This is a genomic window from Arthrobacter sp. LjRoot78, assembly GCF_964254335.1.
In the GTDB taxonomy this organism is placed as follows: Bacteria; Actinomycetota; Actinomycetes; order Actinomycetales; family Micrococcaceae; genus Arthrobacter.
The window spans coordinates 3,691,127-3,716,695 of record NZ_CAXUTG020000001.1 but is presented as its reverse complement, the minus strand read 5'-3'; the positions used below and the strand labels follow the sequence as shown (position 1 = coordinate 3,716,695).

24 protein-coding genes are annotated in these 25,569 nt (G+C 67.1%); 11 read left to right on the top strand and 13 right to left on the bottom strand.

What is annotated here, in order from left to right; genetic code table 11:
* Positions 1–2: 2 nt before the first annotated feature.
* From ACSQ1X_RS17280 to acs, 4 genes are all read right to left on the bottom strand, one after another.
* On the bottom strand, positions 3–917 hold the full coding sequence (locus ACSQ1X_RS17280; protein WP_436058559.1) for a carbohydrate ABC transporter permease: 915 nt from the start codon (positions 915–917) through the stop codon (positions 3–5).
* Complete coding sequence (locus ACSQ1X_RS17275) at positions 914–1,891, bottom strand: carbohydrate ABC transporter permease (protein WP_055804983.1); 978 nt, start codon at positions 1,889–1,891, stop codon at positions 914–916. The genes ACSQ1X_RS17280 and ACSQ1X_RS17275 overlap by 4 nt, the downstream gene beginning before the upstream one ends.
* Before the next feature lie 15 nt (positions 1,892–1,906).
* Positions 1,907–3,217: an ABC transporter substrate-binding protein gene (locus ACSQ1X_RS17270; RefSeq protein WP_436058558.1), complete on the bottom strand. Its 1,311-nt coding sequence runs from the start codon at positions 3,215–3,217 to the stop codon at positions 1,907–1,909.
* Positions 3,218–3,437: 220 nt separating this feature from the next.
* Positions 3,438–5,558, bottom strand: coding sequence for an acetate--CoA ligase (gene acs / locus ACSQ1X_RS17265; RefSeq protein ID WP_436059363.1), 2,121 nt, complete (start codon positions 5,556–5,558; stop codon positions 3,438–3,440).
* Between the two features lie 491 nt (positions 5,559–6,049).
* On the opposite strand from acs, the gene ACSQ1X_RS17260 reads away from it, so the two are divergent.
* The 3 genes from ACSQ1X_RS17260 to ACSQ1X_RS17250 are packed head-to-tail and all read left to right on the top strand — an operon-like array spanning position 6,050 to position 9,093.
* A complete protein-coding gene (locus tag ACSQ1X_RS17260) occupies positions 6,050–7,576 on the top strand; it encodes a hypothetical protein (RefSeq protein ID WP_436058557.1) in 1,527 nt (508 codons plus the stop codon).
* Between the two features lie 9 nt (positions 7,577–7,585).
* Positions 7,586–8,419: an endonuclease III gene (gene nth, locus ACSQ1X_RS17255; RefSeq protein WP_436058556.1), complete on the top strand. Its 834-nt coding sequence runs from the start codon at positions 7,586–7,588 to the stop codon at positions 8,417–8,419.
* On the top strand, positions 8,416–9,093 hold the full coding sequence (locus ACSQ1X_RS17250; protein ID WP_055804974.1) for an NUDIX hydrolase: 678 nt from the start codon (positions 8,416–8,418) through the stop codon (positions 9,091–9,093). Before nth ends, ACSQ1X_RS17250 begins: the two co-directional genes overlap by 4 nt.
* Before the next feature lie 67 nt (positions 9,094–9,160).
* Here the strand turns inward: ACSQ1X_RS17250 and ACSQ1X_RS17245 are convergent, their stop codons facing one another.
* Complete coding sequence (locus ACSQ1X_RS17245) at positions 9,161–9,361, bottom strand: YegP family protein (RefSeq protein ID WP_055804971.1); 201 nt, start codon at positions 9,359–9,361, stop codon at positions 9,161–9,163.
* A 161-nt stretch (positions 9,362–9,522) separates the two neighbouring features.
* Entirely contained in the window at positions 9,523–11,229 is a 1,707-nt protein-coding gene (locus ACSQ1X_RS17240; protein ID WP_436058555.1) for a bifunctional 3'-5' exonuclease/DNA polymerase, read from the bottom strand.
* A gap of 521 nt (positions 11,230–11,750) precedes the next feature.
* Here ACSQ1X_RS17240 and ssd point away from each other — a divergent pair.
* The 7 genes from ssd (at position 11,751) to ACSQ1X_RS17205 (ending at position 16,851) form a co-directional block, all read left to right on the top strand.
* Positions 11,751–12,770 carry a septum site-determining protein Ssd gene (gene ssd / locus ACSQ1X_RS17235; protein WP_436059362.1) on the top strand — a complete coding sequence of 340 codons (1,020 nt, stop codon included), beginning with the start codon at positions 11,751–11,753 and terminating at the stop codon, positions 12,768–12,770.
* The gene (locus ACSQ1X_RS17230; protein ID WP_436058554.1) at positions 12,767–14,047 is read left to right on the top strand and encodes a TadA family conjugal transfer-associated ATPase; all 1,281 of its coding nucleotides are present in this window, start codon (positions 12,767–12,769) and stop codon (positions 14,045–14,047) included. Before ssd ends, ACSQ1X_RS17230 begins: the two co-directional genes overlap by 4 nt.
* Entirely contained in the window at positions 14,044–14,877 is an 834-nt protein-coding gene (locus tag ACSQ1X_RS17225) for a type II secretion system F family protein (protein ID WP_436058553.1), read from the top strand. The genes ACSQ1X_RS17230 and ACSQ1X_RS17225 overlap by 4 nt, the downstream gene beginning before the upstream one ends.
* Positions 14,874–15,491 carry a type II secretion system F family protein gene (locus ACSQ1X_RS17220; protein ID WP_436058552.1) on the top strand — a complete coding sequence of 206 codons (618 nt, stop codon included), beginning with the start codon at positions 14,874–14,876 and terminating at the stop codon, positions 15,489–15,491. Before ACSQ1X_RS17225 ends, ACSQ1X_RS17220 begins: the two co-directional genes overlap by 4 nt.
* A 165-nt stretch (positions 15,492–15,656) precedes the next feature.
* Positions 15,657–15,950, top strand: coding sequence for a DUF4244 domain-containing protein (locus ACSQ1X_RS17215; RefSeq protein ID WP_055804956.1), 294 nt, complete (start codon positions 15,657–15,659; stop codon positions 15,948–15,950).
* The gene (locus tag ACSQ1X_RS17210; RefSeq protein ID WP_436058551.1) at positions 15,947–16,429 is read left to right on the top strand and encodes a TadE family type IV pilus minor pilin; all 483 of its coding nucleotides are present in this window, start codon (positions 15,947–15,949) and stop codon (positions 16,427–16,429) included. The genes ACSQ1X_RS17215 and ACSQ1X_RS17210 overlap by 4 nt, the downstream gene beginning before the upstream one ends.
* 59 nt (positions 16,430–16,488) lie before the next feature.
* Positions 16,489–16,851 (top strand): Rv3654c family TadE-like protein, encoded by a 363-nt coding sequence (locus ACSQ1X_RS17205; protein WP_436059361.1) that lies wholly within the window; start codon positions 16,489–16,491, stop codon positions 16,849–16,851.
* A 7-nt stretch (positions 16,852–16,858) separates the two neighbouring features.
* On the opposite strand, the gene ACSQ1X_RS17200 is transcribed toward ACSQ1X_RS17205, so the two are convergent.
* Both ACSQ1X_RS17200 and ACSQ1X_RS17195 read right to left on the bottom strand, forming a co-directional pair.
* Positions 16,859–19,285: a DEAD/DEAH box helicase gene (locus ACSQ1X_RS17200; protein WP_436058550.1), complete on the bottom strand. Its 2,427-nt coding sequence runs from the start codon at positions 19,283–19,285 to the stop codon at positions 16,859–16,861.
* 114 nt (positions 19,286–19,399) lie between these two features.
* Positions 19,400–20,092 (bottom strand): GNAT family N-acetyltransferase, encoded by a 693-nt coding sequence (locus ACSQ1X_RS17195; protein WP_055804946.1) that lies wholly within the window; start codon positions 20,090–20,092, stop codon positions 19,400–19,402.
* A 144-nt stretch (positions 20,093–20,236) separates the two neighbouring features.
* On the opposite strand from ACSQ1X_RS17195, the gene trhO reads away from it, so the two are divergent.
* Positions 20,237–21,130: an oxygen-dependent tRNA uridine(34) hydroxylase TrhO gene (gene trhO, locus ACSQ1X_RS17190; protein WP_436058549.1), complete on the top strand. Its 894-nt coding sequence runs from the start codon at positions 20,237–20,239 to the stop codon at positions 21,128–21,130.
* A gap of 8 nt (positions 21,131–21,138) precedes the next feature.
* Here the strand turns inward: trhO and ACSQ1X_RS17185 are convergent, their stop codons facing one another.
* The 5 genes from ACSQ1X_RS17185 to ACSQ1X_RS17165 all read right to left on the bottom strand — a co-directional run bounded on the left by ACSQ1X_RS17185 (position 21,139) and on the right by ACSQ1X_RS17165 (position 25,482).
* Positions 21,139–21,678, bottom strand: coding sequence for a hypothetical protein (locus ACSQ1X_RS17185; RefSeq protein ID WP_436058548.1), 540 nt, complete (start codon positions 21,676–21,678; stop codon positions 21,139–21,141).
* 72 nt (positions 21,679–21,750) lie between these two features.
* Positions 21,751–22,350, bottom strand: a complete 600-nt coding sequence (locus ACSQ1X_RS17180) for a hypothetical protein (RefSeq protein ID WP_436058547.1) — start codon at positions 22,348–22,350, stop codon at positions 21,751–21,753.
* Positions 22,351–22,392: 42 nt separating this feature from the next.
* Entirely contained in the window at positions 22,393–22,854 is a 462-nt protein-coding gene (locus ACSQ1X_RS17175) for a hypothetical protein (RefSeq protein ID WP_436058546.1), read from the bottom strand.
* Positions 22,855–22,925: 71 nt separating this feature from the next.
* Positions 22,926–24,083, bottom strand: a complete 1,158-nt coding sequence (gene srmL, locus ACSQ1X_RS17170) for a PheS-related mystery ligase SrmL (RefSeq protein ID WP_436058545.1) — start codon at positions 24,081–24,083, stop codon at positions 22,926–22,928.
* Positions 24,084–24,315: 232 nt separating this feature from the next.
* Positions 24,316–25,482 (bottom strand): NYN domain-containing protein, encoded by a 1,167-nt coding sequence (locus ACSQ1X_RS17165; protein ID WP_436058544.1) that lies wholly within the window; start codon positions 25,480–25,482, stop codon positions 24,316–24,318.
* Positions 25,483–25,569 lie beyond the last annotated feature (87 nt).

Genomic DNA, 25,569 nt, shown 5'->3' with positions numbered 1-25,569 from the left:
GTCTACCCCTTGGAAGAACCAAGAGTCAGCCCCGCAACAAACTGCCGCTGCAGGAGCAGGTAGATCACCAGCGTGGGGATGACCGTGATCACGGCGCCGGCCGCCAGCAGGTTGTAGTTGTTCAGGAACTGGCCCTGGAGGTTGTTGATGGCAGTGGTGATCGGGAGCCGGTTGCCGCTCTGGATGAACAGGAGCGGCCAGAAGTAGTCGTTGTAGATGAAGATGACCTGCAGGGTGCCGAGCGCAGCAAACGCCGGCCGGCACAGCGGCAGGATGATCTCGCGGTACTGCCGCCAGATGCCGGCGCCGTCCACCAACGCGGCTTCGGTCAGGTCGGCGGAGAGTGCCTTCATGTAGTTGGAGAGCACGAACGTGCAGAATCCCATTTGGAAGGCCGTGTTGACGGCGATGACGATGATGTACGTGTTCAGCATGTTGCCGGAATCGCTGAAGGAATATGGCACTTCGAAGTGTTTGGCCATCTCGAACAACGGCGCGGCCAGGACCTGCGGCGGCAGCAGGTTGCCGGCGGTGAACATGATGAGCAGGGTGATGTTGAACTTCCAGCTCACCCGGCTCACGGCGAACGCCATCAGGGAGGCCAGGAACAGGGTCACGAGCACGGCGGGAACCGTGATGATGACCGAGTTCCAGAAATAGGTGGCGAATCCGCCCTGCGTCCAGGCCTGGATGAAGTTGTCGAAATTGAAGGCCCCGGCCAGGCTGAAATAGCCGTGCTCGTTGGTGGACGCCACCGGCCGGAGGGCAGTGAAGACGGACCAGCCCAACGGGATCAGCCACATGACGGCCATGACCGTCAGGAAAATGTGGGTCCCGTAGTGGCGCTTCGGCCGGCTGCCGGACCTGGGGGCGGGGGCGGTATCTTGTCCGCCGGCGCGGGCTGTGGTGGTGCTCATGCTTTGTTCTCCTTGCCGAACGTGCGGCTGAGGTAGAAGACGATGGGGACGAGGGAAATGACCAGCAGCACCACCGCCAGGGCCGAGCCGACGCCGATCACCTGGCCTTCGCCCACGAGGTTCTGGATCACCAGGGCGCTGAGCATTTCCAGGCCGTTGGTGCCGCGGTTGATGACGTACACCACGTCAAAGGCCCGCAGCGACTCGATGATGGTGATGACCACGATCACGATGTTGATGGGGCGCATGGCCGGAAACACCACGCGGAAGAACGTCTGGTAGCCGTTGGCCCCGTCGATCGCGGCGGCCTCCTTGAGGCTGGGATCCACCCCCTTGAGCCCGGCCAGATACAGGAGCATGACGTAGCCGGCATGCCGCCAGGTGGCCGCGATCATGGCTGCCCAGATATTCACCGAGGAGTCCCCGAACCAGTCCACGGCCTGCGGCGTCCCGGCCGTGCCCAGCAGGAAGTTCAGCAGCCCGTTATCGCGCTGGTAGAAGAGCTGCCAGATGATGCCGATGAGCGCCAGCGACAACATCACGGGGGCGAAGAAGATGCTCTGGTAGATCTTGCTGCCGCGGATGTTCTGGTCCAGCAGCACAGCCAGCAGCAGGCCCAGCGGCGTTGCGATGAGTGCCAGGAACAGGAGCCACAGCATGTTGTGCTGCACCGCCGGCCAGAACGGCGGGTAGTCCTGGGAGATGTACTGGTAGTTGTCCAGGCCGGCGGAGCGGATGTCGCCCAGGTCCAGGCCGTTCCACCGGGTGAAGCTCAGGCCCACCGACATCAGCATGGGCAGCCACACCAGGGTCAGTTCGATCAGGGTGGGGATGCCTACCATCAGGGACAGGACAAGCTTGTCCCGCCCGGACAGGCGGCGGACCCGCCCGCCCCTGGCCTTGCCGGTTCTCCCGGGAGCGCCTTCAGGCTCCCGGGATTCCGGCGGAATCAGTTCTCGTGCGGTGCTGCTCATGGAAGTCTTCCCTCGCTATTGGGCGGCGTACAGCGTCTTGGCCTGGGCTTCGAGGTTTTTGACGTCCATCTTGCCGTCCTTGATGAAGCTCTGCAGCGCAGGGATCATCACGTTGTTGGCCATCGCGGGAAGGGCATCCCGATCGAAGAACTGGCTGATGTATTTGGCGTTCGCGATGGTGTCCGCGCACGTCTTGTTGAGCGGCGTGAACTTGGACGTGTCGGTGCCCTTGGCCGTGGCAATGTTGGACGAATCCACCGCGGCGTACGCGTCCTGGGCCTCGGCAGATCCCAGGAAGGCCATGAAGTCCCGGGCCGCCTTGTTTTCGCCACCCTTCTTTGACAACAGGAGGCCGTCGATGGGGGCTTCGACGGCGTCGCGGCCTTCCATGGCGATCTCCGGGAAGGCGAAAAAGCCGATGTCCGCCAGGACGGCGGGATCAGTGAACTGCTGGGTCACGAAGGACCCGAGGAGGTACATGCCGGTCTTCTTGGCTTCCAGTGCCTTTGCCGCGTCCTGCCACGTCTGGCCCAGGGCTGCCGGGTCCTGGAACGGAAGGAGTTCGGCCCACGTGTCAAAAACGGCGCTGACCTTCTGCTGGTCCCAGGATTCCTTGTGGGCGCACAGATCCACGTGGAACTGGTAGCCGTTGAGCCGCATGTTGATGTAGTCGAAGGTGCCCATGGCCGGCCAGCCGTCCTTGTCGGCGAAGCCGATGGGAATGATGCCGTCAGCCTTCATCTTCGTGGCCAGGGCCTTGAGCGCGTCGAAAGTCTCCGGAACCTCGTAGCCCTTCTCCGCCCAGAGGCTCTTCCGGTAGAAGAAACCCCACGGGTAGTTGTAGTTGGGGACGAAATACATCTTGCCGTCAGGTCCGGTGGAAGCCTTCTTCAGCGCGTCGGAGTAGTTGGCGCCGATGCTCTCCCAGACGTCGTCGATGGGTGCCAGGAGTCCCTTGCCCGCGTAGTACTGCATGCGGTAACCGGCAAACCAGGTGAAGGTATCGTCCGGAGAGCCCTGCAGGTAGGAGTTGATCTTGTTCTGGAAATCGTTGTGCGGCACCACGTTGGTGGTGACTTTCTTGCCGGTCTTGGCGGTGAAGGCGTCCGTGACGGCCTGGTAGGCGCGCTTGGGAACATCATCCGAGGACCCGGAACCGAACGTCAGGCCGGGCGAGTCGGAACCTGTGGCCGACGGCCCGCTCCCGCCGGTACAGGCCGCGAGGAACGGAATCCCGGCCAGGCCTGCTGCGCCGACGCCGACGGTCTTGAGGATGGTCCGCCGGCTCGGAAAAGCGGTTGCCGACGCATCAAACTGTGCTGCCATGTTCTCTCCCTTGAAAAATAGCTGCATGTGAGACACCTCACATGCTCATGACTATAACGTCTCAAAAGGGAACAGGAAAGAACGGGAAAGAACATTTTGGCGGCAACCGTTATTTGAATCGTCACAAAGCACCGCGGCCCCGTTTTCCCCGCCGTGGCGAGGGAAACGGGGCCGGCTGGTGCCCGGAAAGCTTCCGGGGCTGTTACTTTCTGAGCGGCCGCTACTTTCGGAGCGAGTGGGCGATCTGCGCCATGACGGTGTTGTCGGCCAGCGTGGTGGCGTCGCCTACCTCGCGGCCTTCGGCGACGTCCTTGAGGAGCCGGCGCATGATTTTGCCGGAGCGGGTCTTGGGCAGTTCGGGCACCACCAGGATGGTTTTGGGCTTGGCGATCGGACCGATTTCCTTGCCCACGTGGTTGCGGAGTTCCTGGACGATCGCGTCGCCGGAGTCCACAGCATCTTCACGAAGGATCACGAACGCGACGACGGCCTGTCCGGTGGTTTCGTCGGCGGCGCCCACGACTGCTGCCTCGGCAACGGCCGGGTGGCTGACCAGGGCGGATTCGATTTCCGCCGTGGAAAGCCTGTGGCCGGAGATGTTCATGACGTCATCCACGCGGCCCAGGAGCCAGACGTCGCCGTCGTCGTCCTTCTTGGCGCCGTCGCCCGCGAAGTACATGGTCTCGAAGCGAGACCAGTAAGTCTCCTTGAACCTTTCCGGGTCGCCCCAGATGCCGCGGAGCATGGCCGGCCACGGTTCGCGGATCACCAGGAAGCCGCCGTGCCCGTTCGGCACGGATTCGCCGAGCTCATCGACCACATCGACGGCGATGCCCGGCAGCGGAACCTGGGCGGAGCCGGGCTTGGTGGCCGTGACGCCGGGCAGCGGGGCGATCATCTGGGCGCCGGTTTCGGTCTGCCACCAGGTGTCCACGATCGGTGCCGGGTTCTCCTTCTTCTCGCCGTTCTTGCCGGCGTTGGCGCCGATGACGTCGCGGTACCACATCCAGGCTTCGGGGTTGATGGGTTCGCCCACGGAGCCCAGGACGCGGATCGAGGAGAGGTCGAACTTGGCAGGGATCTCCTTGCCCCACTTCATGAAGGTGCGGATGGCGGTGGGTGCGGTGTAGAGGATGGAGACCTTGTACTTCTCGATGATCTCCCACCAGCGGCCCTGGTGCGGGGAGTCCGGCGTGCCTTCGTACATGACCTGGGTGGCGCCGTTGATCAGCGGGGCGTAGGCGACGTAGGAGTGGCCGGTGATCCAGCCGACGTCGGCGGTGCACCAGTACACGTCGGTTTCCGGGTGCAGGTCGAAGACGGCCTTGTGGGTGTAGGCGCCCTGGGCAAGGTACCCGCCGGTGGTGTGCAGGATTCCCTTGGGCTTGCCGGTGGTGCCGGAGGTGTAGAGGATAAACAGCGGGTGCTCGGAGTCATGGCCCACGGCCGTGTGGTCCGGGGAAGCAGTGCCAACCGTGTCGGCCCACCAGTGGTCCCGGCCCTCGTGCCAGTCCACGTCTTGGCCGTTGCGCTTGACGACGACGACGTTCTGCACGGTGTGCCCGCTGCCGTCCCCTTCGTGGGACAAGGCGTCGTCCACCGCGTGCTTCAGGGAGCTGGGCTTGCCCCGGCGGTAGGTGCCGTCGGCGGTGACGACGAGTTTGGCCCCGGCGTCGTCGATCCGGGAGCGCAGGGCCTCGGCGGAGAAGCCGCCGAACACCACCGAGTGGACGGCGCCGATCCGGGCGCAGGCCAGCAACGTGATGACGGCTTCGGGGATCATGGGCAGGTACACGGCCACGCGGTCGCCCTTGGCCACGCCGAGGGACTCGAACGCGTTCGCAGCCTTCTTCACCTCTTCGGTGAGCTGCGCATATGTGTAGGAGCGGGAATCGCCCGGTTCGCCTTCAAAGTAGATGGCGACCCGGTCCCCGAGCCCGTTCTCCACGTGCCGGTCCAGGGCGTTGTACGCGGCGTTGATTTCGCCGCCGACGAACCACTTCGCGAAAGGCGGGTTGGACCAGTCCAGGGTCTCGGTGAAGTCCTTGCTCCAGGTGAGCAGTTCGCGGGCCTGCTTCGCCCAAAAAGCCGGACGGCCGGCGTCGGCCTCAGCATAATCCGCAGCGGTGACCACCGCGTTGGCAGCGAACTCTTCGGACGGGGCGAACTTCCGGTTCTCCTGGGAGAGGTTTTCGAAGGCGTCGCCGTTCCCGCCCTGGGCTCCGTTGGCTGACGGGCTTGCGGCTGCTGCGGAGACTGCAACGGCTCCGGCGGTGGACAAATTGGCCGGCACGTCGGTGTGTGCAGCGGTGGCCGTGGAGCTGGGTGTGTCCTGGGACATGGTGAACCTCATCATTCATCGATCTTTGCTGCGCGGGACGGGCCGCCACCGGGCCGCAGCCGGGCCGCATGCGCGGCATCGGGCATCGGCTGGTCGCGGCTGTACCGCAAAGAGCTGTTCCGAAATACACACTAACGCCTGCCCCGCGCCAGACGTGTGCCTCGTCACATAGCGAACCGTGAGCGGTGTTTATTAAGCGCCGAATGGTTCCCGGGCGGCAGGGGACGTGCCCTCCCGTGCCGGAGCCGGAGCCTCCGCCGGCCTTCCCGGCCGCCCCGCGTTCACCCGGCAAACAGGCGGGTGTGCTAGGGAAATCCGCGGGTGTTTTGCCGGGCCCGCCTCCGGCCCGTCAGCTAGTGATCAGCCAACCACTTGGCTAGGCTGAGATGGAGTTGTGACATCCGATGGAGGCGACAGGACCGCTTGCGGTCCCGTTCCTGCCTGCCGTTAGGAGACGCTGTCCAGGGCGTCGCCGTGCTAAGGAGAACAGAATGAACCAGCAAAGCCATGGACAGCATAAGGCCGTCCATACGCATCCCGGTCAGGCGACCGGCCAGGCGACCGGCCAAGCGACCGGCCCGGCGAATTCCGGTAGGCCGGCAGGCTCCGACGAGCCAAAGTCTGCGGGAAGCAGGCTGACGGCCAAGAAGAACGAAACGGTGCTCGGCCCGTTCACCGTGCGGGATCTCACCGTCTTCACCTCAACGCTGATTCTGTTCGTCGCGTCGCTGATCCCGATGTTCGATTCCCGCTACAACCTGTGGAACCTGGGCAGCCTGTTCTTCCTGGGCCTGGGCATCATCCTGCCGCTGATCGTGACGGCCCTCTTCGTGGCGCGCCGGCTTAGCCCGGAGTCCAAGGTGCGGGTGGGATCGCTGTCAATTGACCAGTTCGCATCCGTGGTGGCGTCGTTCTCCGCAGGGTTCTTCTTCCTGTCCGCCGCCGAAGCCTTTATTCCGGTGATGCTGGTGGGCCTGATCGGATCCGTCGGACTGTTTGCCGCCACGGTGCTGGCACGATTCATTCCCGTCCTTGCCGGTGACTTCCTGGACCGCGCGGAAGTTCCTGCACACGTTGTGGCCCGAGAGTCCGCCGCGCCGTTCCGCAAGCCCAGCGCCCCGAAGGAGCCCAAGGCCGCCAAGGAGCCGGGTTCCAGCACGCTGGCCGGCTGGTCGAAGCGACTGACCGCGGGTGCCGCGGGTGCAGCAGGCGCCGCAGCAGCAGGAAGCGCAACGGCCACCGGTGCGCCGAAGGCCGACCGCCCGTACGCCGGAGCCGGCTCCGGTGAAGCCCCGCACGCAGCAACCTCATACGGAGAAACGCAGCATGCAGCAACGCAGCGGGGGACGACGCAGGGCGCCGCGCCGCATGCTGACTCAGTGCCGGCTGCGGCCGCCACTGCCATGTCTGGCAACGCAGCCGGCAACAACGCTGCTGCCGCTACTGCGGCAGCAGCAGTAGGTGCCGCCGCCGCCAGCCGCGGTACAGACGCTTCGCCCGCAACGCAGGCTGCCGACGTCGTTCCTTCCGCTGCGGAGAGGACGCAGGCTGCCGGCGTCGTTCCTTCTGCTGCTGAGCGGACGCAGGCTGCCGCAGTTCCCGCAGCCGCAGGCCCCGAGTCAGTCGCCGATCCCGCCACGGGTGCTTCGCCCGCAACGTCGGCGCCCGTAGCCCCGGCGCCCGCTGCCTCGGAGCATGCAGCGGCGGCTCCGGCAGCTTCGGCGCCCGCTGCGACGATGCTGAACCCGCAGGTGAAGTCGCAGGAGCCCATCGGCGCCACCGTAGACCCCTACAGCCGTCCGGAAGAACACGGCGAGCAGCCGGTCCACGAGGCGTTCTGGTTCGCCGTCGCCCAGCCCCGGACTGCAGTCGACGAGCGGACGGGCATGCCTGCGTTCGTGATCGAACCCGGCGGGTGGGTTCTGGCCCTGGAAGACCGCGGGCACGAATTCCTGGTGCAGCATACCGACGGCCGCGTCGGCGTGCTGCGGGACCTCAGCAACATCGAGCGCGGCTAGCCGGTCCTGATGGCCACCGTTTCCGGGACTCCCAATCCGGGCAGCATCACCCCCAGGGCGGCGGGCGAATCCCTGCTGGCGCTCAAGCGGCGTGCGCGCAGGATCAACCGGGCGCTCGCGGAGCTCTACCCTTACGCGCACGCCGAGCTGGATTTCCGCAGCCCCTTCGAGCTGCTGGTGGCCACGGTCCTGTCGGCCCAGACAACCGACGTCGTGGTCAACCAGGTCACGCCGCTCTTGTTCGACCGCTATCCGGATGCCCGGAGTATGGCAGAGGCGGACCCCGCCGAGCTTGAGGTGATCCTCAAGCCCACGGGGTTCTTCCGCGCGAAGGCGCGGAACGTCATGGCGCTCTGCAACCGGCTGGTGGACGAGTACGACGGCGAGGTGCCGCCCCGGCTGCAGGACCTGGTGACGCTGCCCGGAGTTGGCCGGAAAACCGCCAACGTGGTGCTCGGCAACGCTTTCGGCATTCCCGGAATCACCGTGGACACGCACTTTGGCCGGCTGGCCCGCCGGTTCGGCTGGACCGACTCGGATGATCCCGTGCGCGTCGAAGCCGACGTGGCCGAGCTGTTCGAGCCGAGGGACTGGACCATGCTGTCGCACCGGGTGGTCTTTCACGGGCGGCGCGTCTGCCATGCGCGCAAACCAGCCTGCGGTGCGTGCGCGGTGGCCACGTGGTGCCCCAGCTACGGAGCAGGGGAGACGGATCCGGTGAAAGCAGCCAAGCTGCTCAAATACGAGCTGGCCCCGGGGCAGGAAGCCCTCCTCGCCCAGCTCCTGGCGGAGACCCACCGGGCTGCCGAAATCCGGATGGAATCACAAAAGCGGGGGAAATGACTGCCCGCCAGGACCTCGTCGGCCTCATTGACGCCATCACCGCCGGGAACGGCCCGGAGCGCAATCCCTACTGGCGGAACCTGACCGTGGACGATTCCGTTGCCCGCAAGGCCGCCGTGCTGATGCTCTTCGGCGCCCTGGACAACGTGCCCGCCGTTTCCTCGAAACACCTGGCCCCGGCCGACCTTGATGTCCTGCTGCTGGAACGTGCCCACACCCTGGACGACCACCCCGGCCAGGTGGCGTTTCCGGGCGGCGGAATCGACCCGGGCGAAACACCCATTGAAGCTGCCCTCCGCGAAGCGGAGGAGGAGACCGGCCTCGATTCGGCCGGTGTGGAGGTTCTCGGCGCCATGCCGCAGCTGGCGTTGCCCCGCGGGAATTTCCTGGTGACGCCGGTGCTCGCCTGGTGGCACTCGCCGTCTCCGGTCCGGGTGGTGGACTACGGCGAATCGGCCCAGGTGTTCCGGATCCCGGTCCGCGACCTGCTGGACCCGGACAACAGGGTGATGGCAACCGTCAGCCGGGGCGGCCAGTCGTTCCTGAGCCCCGCCTTTGCAGTGAACAACGTAGTGGTCTGGGGTTTCACCGGGATGATCCTGAACGAATTGTTTGATCAGTTGGGCTGGGCCGTTCCGTGGGACCGGACCCGGCTGCACCAGATCGATATTTGACTTCCCGGACGGGTCTGCGGGCCGGACCGGCGTCCGCCTCTGGGCAGCCCGCCCCGTTGGGCCGGGGCTAGCCGGTGGCCAGTTCCCGCCGGGCGCGGTTGACCACGAGTCCTGTGGCTGCGTTCTCGCGGACGGCATCGATGCCAGCGACCACGCCTTTGAGTGTCTTGAACCGCGGCGAAACCGCCACTACCGTGCCGTCGTCGGCCTTGAGCCGGAAGTAGAAAGCTTCTTCTTCAGCGTTGATGATTTCGAATGTGCCAGCCATTGTGTGGTGCCTCCCCAAATTTCCATGCGTCATTGCATCGGCCGGTTCTTTTTCGGTGCTGCACTGCCACTGCTGCAAACCGGCTAATTGAGCTTAACCGGGAGGTGAGACAGTTCACAAAGCTACCCGCGGGTACGTTACAGGCCGCGTCTTTCGGAGAGCTATTTGGCGTTGTCGTAGGAGTCCACAACGGCCACGCTCACCGGAAATTCCACCGGAATCCGGCCGAACAGCAGTTCCTTGGCCGCCGCGGCTGCCTCCTCGATGGCGCCAATGCAGGCATCCACTGAATCGTCAGGGCAGTGGACCATCACTTCGTCATGGAGGAAGAACACCAGTTCGCCGGCGGTGCCGCCGGCCGACCGCATTGCGCGGAGCCGCCGTCGTAATTCCGCCAGCCAGCAGGCGGCCCAGTCAGCGGCAGAGCCCTGGACCACGAAGTTGCGGGTGAACCGGCCGCGGGAGCGGGCAACTGCATCTGCGCGGCGCTGTTCCTCCGCCGTGGTGGACTGCTGGCTCTGCAGCCAGCGGTCCGACGGCGGCGGGCTGCTGCGGCCCAGCCTCGAGGTGACGGTTCCGCCCGCTTCGCCATCACGGGCGGCCTGTTCCACGAAGCCGACGGCGCGCGGATAGGTGCGCGTCAGTTGCGGCATGAGCCGCCCGGATTCGCCCGTTGTGGCACCGTAGATGGCACCGAGCAGGGCCACCTTCGCCTTGGCGCGGTCACCGCCGAAACCCTGCGCAGCGATACCGGCATAGAGGTCCTTGTCCCGGGCTGCTTCGGCCATTTTGGAGTCCTGCGCCAGGGCAACCAGAACGCGCGGCTCAAGCTGGGAGGCGTCGGCCACGATGAGTTTGTGGCCGGGATCGGCGTGCACCGCGCCGCGGATCTGGCGCGGAATCTGCAGTGCACCGCCGCCGCGGGATGCCCACCGTCCGGAGACGACACCTCCCACCACATACTCGGGCTGGAAGCGGCCGTTGTTCACCCAGGCGTCCAGCCAGGCCCAGCCGTTGGCCGCATGCAGCCGGGACAGTTTCTTATAGGCAAGGAGCGGCTCGATGGCCGGATGGCTGGATTCCTTCAACTCCCATTGCCGGGTGGTCTTGACCTCGATACCGTTCCGGTGCAGGGCGCGCATAAGGTCCTGCGGCGAATCCGGGTTCAGGCTTGGGGAATTCAGGAGCCTGCGGAGCTCGGTGTTCAACGCCTCGAGCTTGGCGGGCCGGTGGCCCAGCGGCGGGCGAGGGCCCAGGTAGTCCGCCAGGATTTGCTCATGCAGTTCTTCCCGCCAGGGCACGCCGGTGTGCTGCATTTCCGCGGCGATCATGGCGCCAGCGGATTCCGCGGCGAGGAGCAGTTGCAGGCGCTGCCTTCGGTTGGCATCCGTGCCCGCCTGGCCCAGCGCTTCCTGCTGGGCGGCGAACTCGGTGCGCAGCTCTTCCGGCGAGTGCCTGGGCTGACGGCTCAGTCCGGAGTCTTCAAAGAGTGCCCCCTGGTGTGCCGGCTGGGGCGGCGGCTGGAGGGTGCGGGGCGGCTGCTGCGAGTCGTCGTCCTGCGTGAGCTTTTCGGCGTTGCGGGCGTAGTCCGTGTGGGCGGTGAACTCCGAATGGGCCAGGATGGCGCCGCAGAGCGTGAGGTCATGGCAGCGCTCCAGCTCAACCCCTGCCGCCAGTAGCGCCGGGTACCACTCCTGCGTCCGGTGCCAGATCCAGCGCGGGCGCCGCTTTTCGAGTTGACGTACGACGCCGGCCAGCTCACCGGCGCTGATCAGGCGCGGTTCGGGGCTGCCCGGGGCGGGGGAGCCGTCCGGTGTGAGCTCCTGGAGGGCTGCGCCGTCAGCGTGGGCGGACAGCAGCAGATACATAGCCTCAATTCTGCCTTGTGGAGCGGCATGGTCTGCGCCGCAGGTTCGGCGATCGCTGACAGCGTGCACTCCGAGTGCTTGTCCTGTGGGCTCACTACCCCTCCACAGGTGCTCGGTGCAGGGGGTTGTCCACATGGCTTGCCGTGGGGCTGTCCGGCGGCGCGGCTGCCCGGCACAGTGGCAGGATGAGCAGGCAGCATCTTCAGGAACCCACACCGGAGTTCACGCCGGAATTCACCGGTCCCGGCCACGTGACGGCCGCCGGTCCCACTACCCAGGAGCCAACCGGCCGGCAGGCGAGGAATCGGCAGGCAAGGAATCGGCAAGCGCGGAGTCAGCAAGCGCGGGGGCGGCAGCAGTTGGGGCGGCAGCCTGACGGAGGCAGGCCGCCTGATCCGGCCGGCCTGGCCGGTCCGGCGGCCCGCGGTGTACCCGCGGCAGCTGCCTCGGGCAGGGGCGCGTCAGCGGGGGAGCGGGCTCCCGGCGCATGGCTTCCCGCCGAGTCCGCGGAAACGCTCCTGGTGACCGGCTTCGACTTCCTGCGCGGCGAGGTTGAGCGGATCGTAGCGGCTGCCGGCGGCCAGCTTCGCGTCGCCGCCGACGCCACCGAGGCGGCACCGTTCTGGGACACCGCGGCCGTGGTCCTCGTGGGCAGTGATATCCGCGAACTGCCGCCCCGCCGCCGCGCACCCGCTGTACTCGTCGGGCTCAGCGGCGAAGGCGACAGCCTCTGGCACCTCGCCGCGGTCCTGGGAGCCGAACGGGTGGCCGTGCTGCCGGACGCTGCCGCGTGGCTGGCAGAATACCTGAGCCGCTCGCGGTCGCCGGAAGCCGGCGGACTGGTCCTGGGGGTGACCGGTGGGTGCGGCGGAGCCGGTGCCACCACCGCTGCGATCTGGATCGCCCAGGCCGCGGCGGAGTGGGGAGCCCGGGTCCTGTTGATCGACGGCGACCCGTGGGGCGGTGGCCTGGAGCTTGCCTTGGCCGCGGAGGAAATACCGGGCCTTCGATGGACCGATCTTTCGGAAGCGAGCGGGAGCATCGATCCTGAACAGTTGTCCGACGCTCTTCCTGTGGCGGGCGGGTTCTCTTTCCTGTCCTGGCCGGGCAGCCGCGAACGCCAGTCCGGCGTGGAAGCCGCCACCGTGGGCGGCGTCCTCGACGCTGCGCGGCGGGGCTACGAACTGGTCCTGGTGGACATCGGCCGCGGAACGGAACCGTTGCGGACTTTCGCCTGGGACTGCGACCGCATTTTGGTAGTGGCGCCCGCGCAGCTGAAAGCCGCCGTTTCATCCGCCAGGCTGCTGCAGGAGCTTCCGCCGGTGGACACGGCCCTGGTGATCCGGGGCAAAGCGGGGGCCGTCCTCGACGGGCCGCTGATAGCCGAATCCGTGGGGCTGCCCCTGCAGGGACTCGTCCCGGAAGTGAAGGGCACGGCCAATGCCACGGAGCTCGGCCGCCTGCTGGAGATGGGCCGGCGGCGCACCGTGCGCCGGTTCGCCGCCTCGGTTTTGGATCTGCTGGGCGGCGGGTTGCCATGACCACGCCGTCGCAGTCGCCGGGGCTGCCCCGCTTTCCCGGTCCGGCCGGAGGCTTAAGGCGGCGGCAGAGCAGCGCCCTGGACGCCGGGTTGCTCGAATCGGTGAGGGAATCAGTGATGGCCGATTCCGGCCCGGTGACCCCGTCCCGCGTGGCAGCGGCGGTTCAGGCCACGGGCAGACTCCTGGGTACAGCCGGATCGCTGGCCGCCGTCGAGCGGATCAGTGCTGAGCTCAACGGTTTGGGGCCGCTGCAGGTATTGACGAGGGACCCGGCCGTGACCGACATTTTCGTCAACGCCCCGGACTCTGTCTGGCTGGACCGCGGAAACGGGCTGGAGCAGGCGCCGGTGTCGTTTTCCTCTGAAAATGAGGTCCGTTCCCTGGCGGCCCGCCTCGTGGCTGCGGGCGGGCGGCGCCTTGACGACGGGTCCCCTTGCGTGGACGTCAGGCTGGAGGCCGGATACCGCATCCACGCGGTCCTGCCGCCCATTTCGACCGCTGGAACACTCTTGAGCGTCCGAATACGCCGCCACGAGGTGTTCACGCTGGACGAACTTCGGGAGGGCGGCATGTTCGGTGCCCTGGTCAAGGACGTGCTGGAACGCATGGTTTCCCGGCGCCTGAGCTTCCTGGTCAGCGGTGCCACGGGATCAGGTAAAACCACCCTGCTGTCCACGCTCCTGGGGCTGAGCCATCCCGGCGAACGGCTGGTCCTGATCGAAGACGCCGCCGAACTTAATCCCGTCCATCCCCACGTGGTGTCGCTTGAATCGAGGCACGGAAACCTCGAAGGCGGCGGTGCAGTGGATCTGGCCGAACTGGTCCGGCAGGCTCTCCGGATGAGGCCCGACCGCCTGGTGGTAGGGGAATGCCGCGGGGCAGAGGTTCGCGAACTGCTGACAGCCATGAACACCGGACACACCGGCGGCGGCGGAACCATCCACGCCAACACGGCGGCGGCCGTGCCTGCCCGGCTCACGGCGCTCGGCGCCCTCGCCGGGATGGGCCAGGACGCCATGCGGCTGCAGGTTGCCAGTGCACTGGACGTCGTCGTGCACGTCGAACGGTCCCGCGGCCTCCGTCACGTGGCGTGCATCGGTGTCGTTGAAGACGGCGCCCACGGACTGGAAGTCTCAGTGGCTGTTTCCGTGCGGGGTGGAACCATCAGCCCGGGTCCGTCGTGGCCGGGGCTGGCTCGGAGGCTGGACATTGACGAATCCCTGACCGGTGGCTGCGATGCGGTGCCGACGGAACCCGGGTCCGGGGCACACGGATGATGATTCTGCTGATCATCGTGCTGGCATTGGCTGCGTGGCTGGTGGCCCGGCCTCCCGGCGGCCGATCAGGAAGAATCCGCACGGCGCTGCGTACCGGACACCCCGAGTCGCGGGGCCGGACCGGCGGCCCAAGTGCCCGTAATGGCAGGGGGAGTGGCGCCTCGCGCGCTACGGCAAAGGCCCGGCTCTCCGTCTTGCCCGGAAAGCCCCGTCAACGATCCCGTTGCGTGCCCCTGACGGTTGTGGTCCAACAGTTGGCGGCACTGCTCAAAGGCGGCCGAACACCGTCGCGACTGTGGGACGAACTCTGGATGGTCTATGCCGCGGAGGAGCGTCCCGGGGCCGGACCGGACGACGTTCAGGGACTCTCTCCTGCGTCCTTGTCGATGGTGTCCGTGGCAAGGGCGGCCGCGATGCGGGGTTCCCCCGTGGCCGAGGCCATCCGGTCGGCATCCGCTGCGGCCTTCCCCGGTAGCCAGAGCCGCGAACGACGAATCTGGGGTGAGCTCGCCGCGTGCTTCGACATTGCCGCAGCGAGCGGATGCCCGCTGGCGGACGTACTGACCCGCCTGGCGGCGCAGCTTGAAGTGGAGGACGACGCCGAAGCAGCCCGCCAGACCGCCTTGGCCGGGCCGAAAGCCACCGTTACCCTCCTGACCTGGCTTCCCGTCCTGGGTCTTGGGCTGGGCGTCGCCCTGGGTGTGGATCCGCTGTCCATCCTGCTCGGCACGCCGTTAGGGATTGCTGCGCTCGCTGCCGGCGTGGTGCTGACAGGGGCTGGCCGGATCTGGTCGGCCAGGCTTGTCCGCTCGGCCATTGGAACATCATGACGGCGGCATGGCTGCCGGCTGTGGCCGTCGCATTGATGCTGGCCGCCGCCGCGGCACTGGCTTTGACCGGGCGCGGCAGCGCCCACAGGAGGCTCCTCCGGCAGCGCCAGGGGCATCCCGGCGTCGGAATTAACGGCCAGGGTGGAACCACAACCGGGGCCCCTCGGCCGGCCGGCGAGGGCCTGCGCGACATAGCAATGATGCTGGAGCTGATCGGAGCAATGCTGGACGCCGGGTCGGGGATCGGGCGTGCCTTGGAGCTCGTCGCGGACTCAGCCGCACCTGAGTATCACCGGTCGCTGCGGCCCGTGGTGTCCGCGCTGGCCATTGGTGCCGACTGGGAGACCGCGTGGCGCAGTTCCGAGGTCCGGACCCCTGAGCTGCTGGTCCTGCGGCAGGCCCTGGGTTTTGCGGCCCTGACGGGAGCGCCGTCGTCGGCCATTCTCTACGCTCAGGCCGCAAGGCTGCGGCGGGAGCGCTTCAGGGCAGCGGAAAAGCGTGCGGCCGCGCTCGGCGTGCGGCTGGTGGTCCCGCTGGGCCTCTGTTCGCTGCCCGCCTTTATCTGCCTTGGCGTGGTTCCGGTGTTGCTCGCGATGCTGCCGTCGGGAAGCTGACCCTTGCAGCCGGGCCTAGGGCGTCACGGCGCCCAAGTGTTCCTCCACAGCCGGGACTTTCCGGGCTTATCCACTTAGCCGGGCTTCCCCCTTATCTCCGTTCGGCCCAGCCGGGAGAGTCGAGTCAGCCGGCACATCAGCCGGAGGCCAATGAGAGGAAATACCATGTCAATCACTTCCAACCACCGTCCCCAAGCTCAGCCTGAGCCCTCCGAAGCCGCTGGCCAGGCCGACGCGGAGGTGCACGAGATCTACCCCGGCGCCAGGGACGCGGCGCCCGTTACGGCCCCGGCCCGCGGCCGGCTCATGGGATCCGAGGTGGGAATGGCCACCGCGGAATACGCCATCGCCACACTGGCTGCCGTAGGTTTTGCGGGAATCCTGGTGTTCATCCTCCGAAGCGATGAAGTGCGGGGCTTCCTGTTGAACCTGATCCGGACGGCGCTGGCGTTGCCATGATGCCGGGCTTGCGCCGGCGTGCGCCAGCGATGAAGGCCTTCCGGGGTTCGGGGAAGGACCGCGGGGCGGTCACTGCCGAATTTGCGGTGGCACTGCCGGCCGTCCTCCTTCTCCTGGCACTGCTGCTTGCCGGGTCGGCGGCGGGGATTACCCAGCTTCGGCTGGAGGAGGCTGCCAGGGCAGGGGCGAGGGCCCTGGCGCGCGGGGAGGATGCGGGCGCGGTCGAGGGAATCGTGCGGCAGCTCGCCGGAGCCTCGGCGTCATCATCGGTCGTGGCGGACGGTGAATGGCTCAGTGTCACGGTGTCCGGCAGGGTCTCCGGCCCCGTCGGGTCGATTGTGCCGTGGACGTTGTCTGCCCGGGCGTTGGCACGGGGCGAAACGGCCGAGTCCGCACGCCTGCGTCCGCAGGAGGCGTGGCCCGTACGGGCGCCGACCGCACAGGGGAGGCTTCAAGATCTGGAAGCTGAGGCCTCGTGAGCGCGCCGGAAATTTCGCCGCGGGGAAACGTGGAAGCCGGGCTTCCGGACCCGCTGACTGTGGAAGATGGCCATCCGGGCCAGGCTCATGAGCGCGGATCCGGGACGGTTCTTGCCGCCGGGCTCGGGATGGTGGTGATGGTGGCCATGGCGCTGATGCTGCTCCTGGCCCAGTCAGCCGTGATGGCGTCCAGGGCTGCAGCAGCCGCGGACCTCGCAGCGCTGGCGGCCGCGGACGCACTGCGCGGGATCAGCCAGGGTGTGCCGTGCACCGTTGCGGCCGACGTCGCAGGCCGGCACGGGGCGAAAATCACCAGCTGCACGGAAGGGGGAAGCAACACAGTGGAGGTCCGGACGGAGCTCCTGACCCGAAGCATGTTCGGCGCGGCCACCGGGCATGCCCGGGCAGGCCCGCCGCCATAGGCCGGTCTCAGAAGCGGGCCGCGCGCTCTTCCGCCCCTGCGGTATGCGGCCGGGGAGCTCCCGCTTGCCCGGCAGCCTGCCCGGCGGGCTGCTCGGTGGCGTCCTTAAGGAGGACGTCGATCAAGGTGATCGCCGCGGCCTTGTCCAGCGGGTTGTTTTTGTTGCCGCATTTGGGCGACTGCACACAGGACGGGCAGCCGGCGTCGCACTCGCAGGCCGCTATGGCGTCACGGGTCGCGGAAAGCCACACCTTGGCCTTGTCGAAGCCGCGTTCGGCAAAGCCTGCGCCGCCGGGGTGCCCGTCATACACGAAGATGGTGGGCACTCCGGTGTCGGCGTGAATGGCAGTGGACACCCCGCCGATGTCCCAGCGGTCGCTGGAAGCGACGAGCGGGAGCAGCCCGATGGCAGCATGTTCGGCGGCGTGCAGTGCGCCGGGGAACTGGGCTTCGATCAGCCCCGCCCCCGTCAGCGAACGGTTGTCGACCACAAACCAGACAGCCTTGGTGAACAGGTCCCGGGCGCCCAGCTCAAGCGGTTCCTCGCCCAGAATCTCATTCGAAATCAGTGCCTTGCGCTGGAAGGAGACCACCTGTGTTGTTACCTTCACATCGCCGAAGTGCACGGCGACGTCGCCCCACTGAGCTGTCCGCTGCGTCTCCAGGACCTCGATCTGGGTCACGTCGCGGGCCGTGGTGTAGTAGTCCGGGTTGGCGCGGCGCACCATCACGCAGTGGTCTCCCTCGTTCAGGTCCTCCACGACGTAGCTGTCGCCCTGATGCACGTACACGGCACCCGTGTGGGCCTGGTAATGCGTCTGCGGGGAGTCCATCGTGCCGAGCAGGGAACCTGTCTCGGCGTCGACGATGCTCACCGGCCCGCCGCCGTCGGCCCGCAGATTCACCATGGCCGCCGCGCTCTGCGGATGCGTCCAGAACCAGCCTGCCGGCCGCTTCCGCAGGTAACCCTGGGACACCAGCTGGTCCAGCAGTTTCTCCGACGTGGGGCCGAACAGGTCAAGTTCTGCATAACCCAGCGGCAGTTCCGCTGCGGCGGCGCACAGGTGCGGCCCCAGCACGTACGGATTGGAGGGATCGAATACCGTCGCTTCAACCGAAACATCAAAGATGGCTTCGGGGTGGTTCACCAGGTAGGTGTCCAAGGGATCGTCGCTGGCCACAAAAGCGGCGATGGCGTCCTGGCCGGCCCGCCCCGCCCGGCCGATCTGCTGGAACAGGGAAGCCCTGGTGCCGGGCCAGCCAGCGACCAGGACGGCGTCGAGCCCGGAGATGTCGATGCCGAGTTCGAGCGCCGATGTACTGGAGACACCCAGGAGTTCCCCGGACCTCAGGGCCCTCTCCAGAGCCCGCCGTTCCTCCGGGAGGTAGCCGGAACGGTAGGCGGCAACGCGCTGGGGGAGGCTGGGATCCACCTCATCCAGGAGCCGCTTGGTGATTGCCGAGATGGTCTCCGCCCCGCGCCGGGACTTGATGAACGCAATCGTCCGGATGCGGGAGGACACCAGGTTGGCCAGCAGCTCGGCGGTTTCCGCCACGGCCGTCCGGCGTTCCTTCGCGCCGTTCTCGCCGCGCAGCTCCGTCAGGGCCGGCTCCCAGAAGGCAACCGTGGTGGAGCCGTGCGGTGAGGAATCCTCGGACACAGCCCGGACGGGTGCCCCGATGAGCCGGCCGAAGGACGTTCCCGGCTCGGATGCCGTTGCCGAGGCCGCGATGAACACCGGGCCGGGCTGGGAGGCGCCGGCGCTGTAATAGGCACAGATTCGCCTCAGTCGCCGCATCAGGTTGGCTACATGGGAACCGAAGACACCCCGGTAGCTATGGGCCTCGTCCACAATGACGTACTTGAGCCGACGGAAGAAGCTGGCCCACCAGGCATGGTTGGGCAGGATGCCGAAGTGCAGCATGTCGGGGTTGGCCAGAATTACGTTCGCGTGGTCCCGTATCCAGCGCCTCGACGCGGGGTCCGTGTCGCCGTCGTACGTTTCAGCCCTGACGGTCGGGAGCCTGAGAGAGCGGATGGCGGCGAGCTGATCGGCGGCCAGGGCCTTGGTGGGTGAGAGGTATAAGGCGACGGCGCCGTCGTCGTGGATCTTTCCCGGTTCGGCAAGCACCCGCAGCTCCGAGCGGTGGATCGCGTCCAGCGCAGGCAGCTGATAGGCCAGCGATTTACCGGACGCTGTGCCGGTGGCGATCACCACATGCTCCCCGCCGTGGGCAAGGTTTGCCGCCTGGATCTGGTGACGGTACGGCTCGTGGATACCCAGCGTGCCGTAGGCCTTGACGAGGTCGGGGTGGGCCCATTCCGGCCACGGTTCGTTCACCGCCTGCCGGGCGGGAATGGTGCGGACATGACGCAGCTGCTCCGGGTCCGGGCCACGGCCCAGCAGGGGAATCAGGGAGTCATGGGGGTTCACTTCAGTATTGTTTCATCCGGGCTCAAATCGCCCGGCACGAACAGCCGGAATTACGCCCCCGGAAGCAGCCGGCAGCGACGACCAGCATCAACAAGCCTGCCGGCCCAGGCATCGTCAGCCGACGGACAGGTCGGAGCCTTCGTCCGAGGCGGACAGCATCAGCACATGGCACAAGGTGGTCCAGCCCAGGTGCGAGTAAAGCTTCTGCCCGTCAAGGGAAGCCAGCAACAGGCCATTTTCCACGTCGTGCTCGAAGGCCTGCGCCGCCAGCGCCTTCATGATGAAACTCCCCAGCCCGCGCCGCTGGTAGGCCGGTTCCGTGACGATCTTGTCGAAGACGGCGGTGTGACCCACCACAAAAACGCGTCCGCTGGCGGCAACGGCTTCGCCGGCGCGCACCACGGCGTGGTGGACGTTGTCCTTCTTTGATGTGGTCAGCTTCAAGTCATCGTCGGAAAGCCAAGGATCTTCGGAGTCCTGGGTTTCCATGTCCACGATCATCATCGTCTGGGATGCAGAGGTGACGTTCAGCCCGTGTTGCTGCGCCAAATAGGTGTATCGAGCGACGTCGTTGGTCAGTATGGTGAGGATCCTGGCCGGAGCTTCGGCGGTCTTGGCGGCGAGCTCGGCGAATTCGGTGTCAGAGGGATCGTGGGCGAAGTACTCCCACTCCTTGGTGGTGTCCGCGCGCAGCGCGGCCGGGAAGCGGCCTTCCGTTCGCGTCTCGTAGCCTCGGCAACCGGCCCATCCGGTCACCCAGATTTCCACGAGGCGGGTGATGTCTTCAACCATGGCGTCTGGGCTCATGTGATGAGAGTATTCCAGCCCTGCCGCAAGCAACAGGGGGTATGGGCCGGGAAGCGGGCTTGCTTACTGAATTGTGACCGGAGCCGCCGGTAGAGGCAAAGGCCCCGTTTCAGCGGCTTTCAGTCAGCAAGTACCCTTAAACACGTGGCTTTAAACCGAATTGTGCTCTTTTACGGCTTTACTCCGATCGCGGACCCCGACGCCGTGCGCCTGTGGCAGCGCGCCCTCTGCGAAAAGCTCGGCCTGACCGGCCGCATCCTGATCTCCAAGGACGGCATCAACTCGACCGTGGGCGGCGAGCTGAACGCTGTCAAACAGTACGTGAAGACAACGCGCGAATACAAGGGCTTCCACGGCATCGACGTCAAATGGTCGGACGGTGGAGCGGCCGACTTCCCCCGCCTCAGCGTCAAGGTGCGGGATGAGATCGTGTCTTTCGGTGCCCCCGGCGAACTCAAGGTGGACGTCGACGGCGTGGTGGGTGGAGGCACGCATCTCAAGCCCGAGGAACTCCACCAGCTGGTGGACGCCAAGAAGGAAAGCGGCGAGGACGTGGTGTTCTTCGACGGCCGCAACGCGTTTGAAGCCCAGATCGGCAAGTTCAAGGACGCGATAGTTCCGGATGTGGCCACCACGCACGACTTCATCAAGGAACTCGAGTCCGGCAAGTACGACTCCCTCAAGGACAAGCCGGTGGTCACCTACTGCACCGGCGGAATCCGCTGCGAGGTGCTCTCCAGCCTCATGGTGAACCGAGGCTTCAAGGAGGTCTACCAGCTCGACGGCGGCATTGTCCGCTACGGCGAAACCTTCAAGGACCAGGGCCTCTGGGAAGGGTCGCTCTACGTCTTCGACAAGCGCATGCACCTCGAATTCAGCGAGGACGCCAAAACGATCGGCGAGTGCGTTCGCTGTTCGGGCCCCACCAGCAAATTCGAGAACTGCTCCAACCCGAGCTGCCGCACCCTCACGCTGTACTGCGCGGAGTGCGCCTCCAGCCCGGAGACCCTCCGCTGCCCGGAAGGCTGCGCTGCCTAGTCCGGTGTTCAGAGCCGGCTGATCCGGTAGGCGAAGTTCGCTGCCGACTGTGCTGCCACTTCCACACTGAGCACGGCGTCATTGGCCACATGGATCACGTTCACCCTTGACGTTCCGCACCGCAGGCTTAGGTCCACGAGCGCGAGCTCCCCGTTGCGTACCGTGAACGACACCCGGCGGGGGCTCTTGCAGGCCAGCGTCAGCGAGTATGTCCCGCTTGGCAGGTGCCCGGTGCTTTCCTGGCGCGTGGTGCCCGCTTTGAGCAGCCCGAAGCCCGTATGGAAAACCTGCCCGGCCGTCTCCGGGAGGACCTGTTCCACCCATTGATCAAGTTCCGCGCCGGTCACCGGCAGGTTCCGGCGGGGGTCCTGCGGGAGTGCCGCATCCGTAAACGGCGGCGCCGTTGCGGTCGGCAGCGGCCCGCGGCCGTCGTCGTACACGTACTCGCAGCCGCCCAGCGCCGCTCCTGCGGCCAGAACACCGGAAAGCACGACGGCGGCTGCCGCGGCCGTCCGCCGTGGCACCAGGGGTGCCTGCACGGTGTGCATACTCTGACTCTAGGCCCGCAGACAGGCCCGAACCAGAGGCGGCCGGATGCGGCCAACCGAGCCACGCGAACGTCAGAGCACGGGGCCGCCAGGCATGGGGTCGAAGATGCGTACAGCGCCCACTGCGGCTTTGTGGAGGCCGGCTTCGTCCGGACTCACGAGGTGGACGGTGACCGGCCCGGTTCCCAGCTCCACCCGCCATTTGACCAGCGTTCCGCACGGCACATCGTTGCTTTGCGAGCTGCTGACTGCTCCGCGTGAGGTGACCATCAGCTTCGCCTTGGCCGCGCCTACGCAGATGGCCGTGAGCGTATATGTCCCCGCCTGTGTCAGGACGACGCTGAATGTGAGTCCGCTGCCTGCGCTGCTGTGCCCGCCGATACTCCCTGCGCCGCCGCTCGCCCCCGCGGGCAGGTCCGCCAGCTTCAGTTCGACGGCGGCCATGTTTCGTTCCAGCTCAGCCTCGAGTGCGGGATCCATGCTGGCGAGCGGAACCGGTGGTGCGGCAACCGTGGTGGACGCACCGGCGGTCGGTCGGGACTGATCAGGATCGCCGTCGTCCGCGTACTGGTCCGTGCCGTATTCGCAACCGCCTAGCACCGCGGCGAGCAGGGCCAGAATAGGCACAACCACGGCAACGCTGACCATCCGCTTCCCCCAAAGAGCTGACATGCCCCTGAGCATACGCACCATCGCTGACGGTGCAAGTCACAGCTAGCCCGCCGCCGCCAGATGGTAGGCGTAGATAAGCGGAGCGTCCACGCTGGAGGTACTGATCTGCACGGGCCCGGTGGCAGGGACAGTGACTTTGGCGCGCTCGCGGCTGCCGTTGCAGGCGGCTCCGGCTTCGGCGAGCTTCGTTCCTCCGGTACTGACCGTGAAGAAGGCCTTGCCCCCGCCGTCGCACGTCATCGTCAGCGTGTAGACGCCGGCCGGAACGTCGGCTGCGTCCTTGACCAGCGGCTGGCGGTTCAGGATCTTGCCGGCATCCTCCAGCACGGTTCCGCCGGCGGTTGGCAGGGCCGTGGCCTTCCAGGCCGGGACGTCCGCATTCTCGATGGACACGGCTGAGGAGCAGGCCGAAGCGGCCACCACGAGGCAGGCGCCGAGTGCCGCCATGCCGACGACGCGCCTCAGCGCAGACAGCCGCCAGGGCCCGGTTGAACGTGAAAACATACCTCCAACTTACCTGTTGAAAAGGGCTGGTCCGGACCCCTGCCGGGGCCCTGACCCGCCCCGGGGAAGGCCTAGCCGGCGATCAGCTCCTGCACCTTGCCCTGGTGCAGCGCAACGTACACCCGGTCCCGCAGCCGGTTCGCCTGCTCATCGGTCAGCGTCCGGTCGAGCGGCTGGAGCGCCAGACGGAGCAGGACATTGACGTCGCCCGGCCCCATGCGGAGGCGGTCGACGGCGGCAGGCGGCAGTTCCGCCGTCGGCGTCACCGCTTTGATCTCCAGGGTGGCAAGGACATCCGCCTCCTTGCCAAGGGCGGACCGTGCGAGGTCGCCCAGCAGCTCGACGTCGGCCTCGGCAGAGTCCGTGAGTACCAGCGAGAGGTCCCGGCAGACTGCCGGCATGAGTGAAACCGGGCGGTAGGGCGTCAGGTCCAGCAGCTGCGCCTGGATCTCCGGATTTTCCGAGCGGAGCAGCCGGATGTCGTCCATGCCCTTGCGCAGCATGAGCGCCCTGTCCAGCCCCATGCCGAGGGCCAGGCCGGCCCACCTCCGGGGATCCAAGCCGGAGCTGCGAAGCACCGGGGCAGCCACCAGGCCGCACTCGGCGAGTTCCAGCCATCCGCTGCGGCCGTCCGGCAGGGTGACCAATACGTCCAGCTGCCGGCCGGCCGCCGTATAGCTGTGCGTGGCCGGGGTTGCCCGCCACTGCACGCCGGGGTGCTCCGCCGCCGGAAGTACGGCTTCAACAACTGCCGCCATCATCGCCTGCAGGTCCGCGGTCCCCAGCAAGCCGCGCGCCGTGATGCGCCACAGATCAACCTGGTGCGGCGCTCCCACATGCGTGCGGTCAATGGCGTCCCGGCGGTAGACCAGCCCGGGCAGCACATGCAGCCGGTCGTAGCGGCCCTGCTCGCCGCGGAGTGAGTCGAGGACTGCCGGGATGCCCGCCGACGTGTGGCTCCGCAGCATCACGGTGGGGCTGACATGGCGCGAATACCGGGAGTCCCGGGTGACGTCCCCGGGCGCATAGCCCAGCCGGTCGTAGTTGTCCGCGGTGGCCACCAGCGGGTTGAGCCGGTGGGTTTCGGACGGGATGTCCCAGCGCCGTTCCAGCGCGGCGACGACGTCCGCCAGCAGCCGCTGCATGGCGTGTGCTCCGGTGGCGGGGTCCGTCAGGTCGCGCAGGGCGAGTGCGGCATTGAGTTCTGTCAGGGAGAGGTAGTTCTTCATGGGGGATCCTTTGGGGCAGCTGTGGGAAGGGAGGAATCACCCTCAGCCGCTGCACCGGACGGACCCCGGCGCCCGCAATTATGCGCGCAGCAAGAAGCCCGTGCGGCCGGAAAGCGGCCGAGGGCTGATAAATCGTTGCTGCAGATGCATAGGACCATGGTGCCCCGGAACGCGCCCCGGCCGCAACCAACTTCGGCGCTGCCCGCCTCTGCGGGGCGTTGCCATGGCGCTGCTAAACCAGCTCGTCGAGGCGGCGCCAGAACGCAGCCCGGATGGCCTTCCGGATGTCCTGGAGGTCCGTCTTCGCTTCGCCGATCTTCGCGGCACAGTCCTTGATCAGGACCCGGTCAATCGTCGGCGGGAGCAGGGGACGCTCTGCAAGGAGTTCGTTGAGTTCCCGCTGGCTGACGCTGCCGTGCCAGTTGTCCGCCAGGCTGACTGCCACCGCCTCGGCGCTCTCCACCAGGTCGAACCAGGGGCTCTGGGCAGCAGGGGCGCCTGTTGCAGTGGAATACACCGGTTCCCGGCGCACCATGCCGGCTGGCGGCACCGGCCGCAGGTCCTGCGGTACGCGCCGTGGGCCCGGCGTCGGCACGGGCCGGCTGGGTGAGCCTGCCGGGCTGGCAGCAGCGGACACCGAGTCATCGGCGGACTCGGCGCCAGCGGGAGCGCCGGCAGCCTCGGGACCGGAGGGTGCGGCAGCGCCTGCTCCCGACTCCGCGGGACTGAAGGCCTGTAAAACACCGGGCCCCGGAACAGGCCTCGTGCCGGGAGCATGGCCCGCGCCGTTGCTCGAAACGCTGACGTCGGAGGGCGCAGCGGCCTGGACGGCAGCCTCCGCCACCGGCGCCGACTTCGCAAAGCAACGGTCCAAGAGTGACTGCGGCAGTGTGGCGATGTCGTCGACCTGCAGCGCCAGATGCTCGGCCACCGCTGTGACGCCGAGCCGGTGGCCCTGGTTCTCAATCCCCAGCAGCACCACTTTCATGCCGAGGTCCTGCGCTGCTTCCACCGCTTCGGCAAGGTCGTCGTCGCCGGACAACAGGTAGGCGACGTCGGCCGAACGGTTCCGCGCAACTCCCACGAGGTCCAGGCCGAGCTTGAGGTCCACGCCCTTCTGCTCGCCGTTGTAGGACATCCGCCCCAGCCGGACCTTGACTCCGGGCAGCAGGCCGATCCGCTTGTGTTCGTCGCTGAACACGCCATCCTTGGCGGCGTCATACCAGTACATCCTCAGCAGATCCCGGCTGTCGCGTTCGCTGACAAATTCCTGGATGCCGTCCACAAGGTTCTTGTACTGAACCGAAAATGCCGAGCGGAGGGAGTTCCCGGTGACCCGCAGCCCGCCCGTGGCCAGGAGGAAACCTGCGTCAACGAAGATCACACTTTTGCGGCTCATGCTCAGAAGCATAGGTGGTGCTGCTGACAATCCCGCCGTAGGCGGGACTATCCCGGTGAATCGGGCCGGCGAACGAAGGCGAGCGTA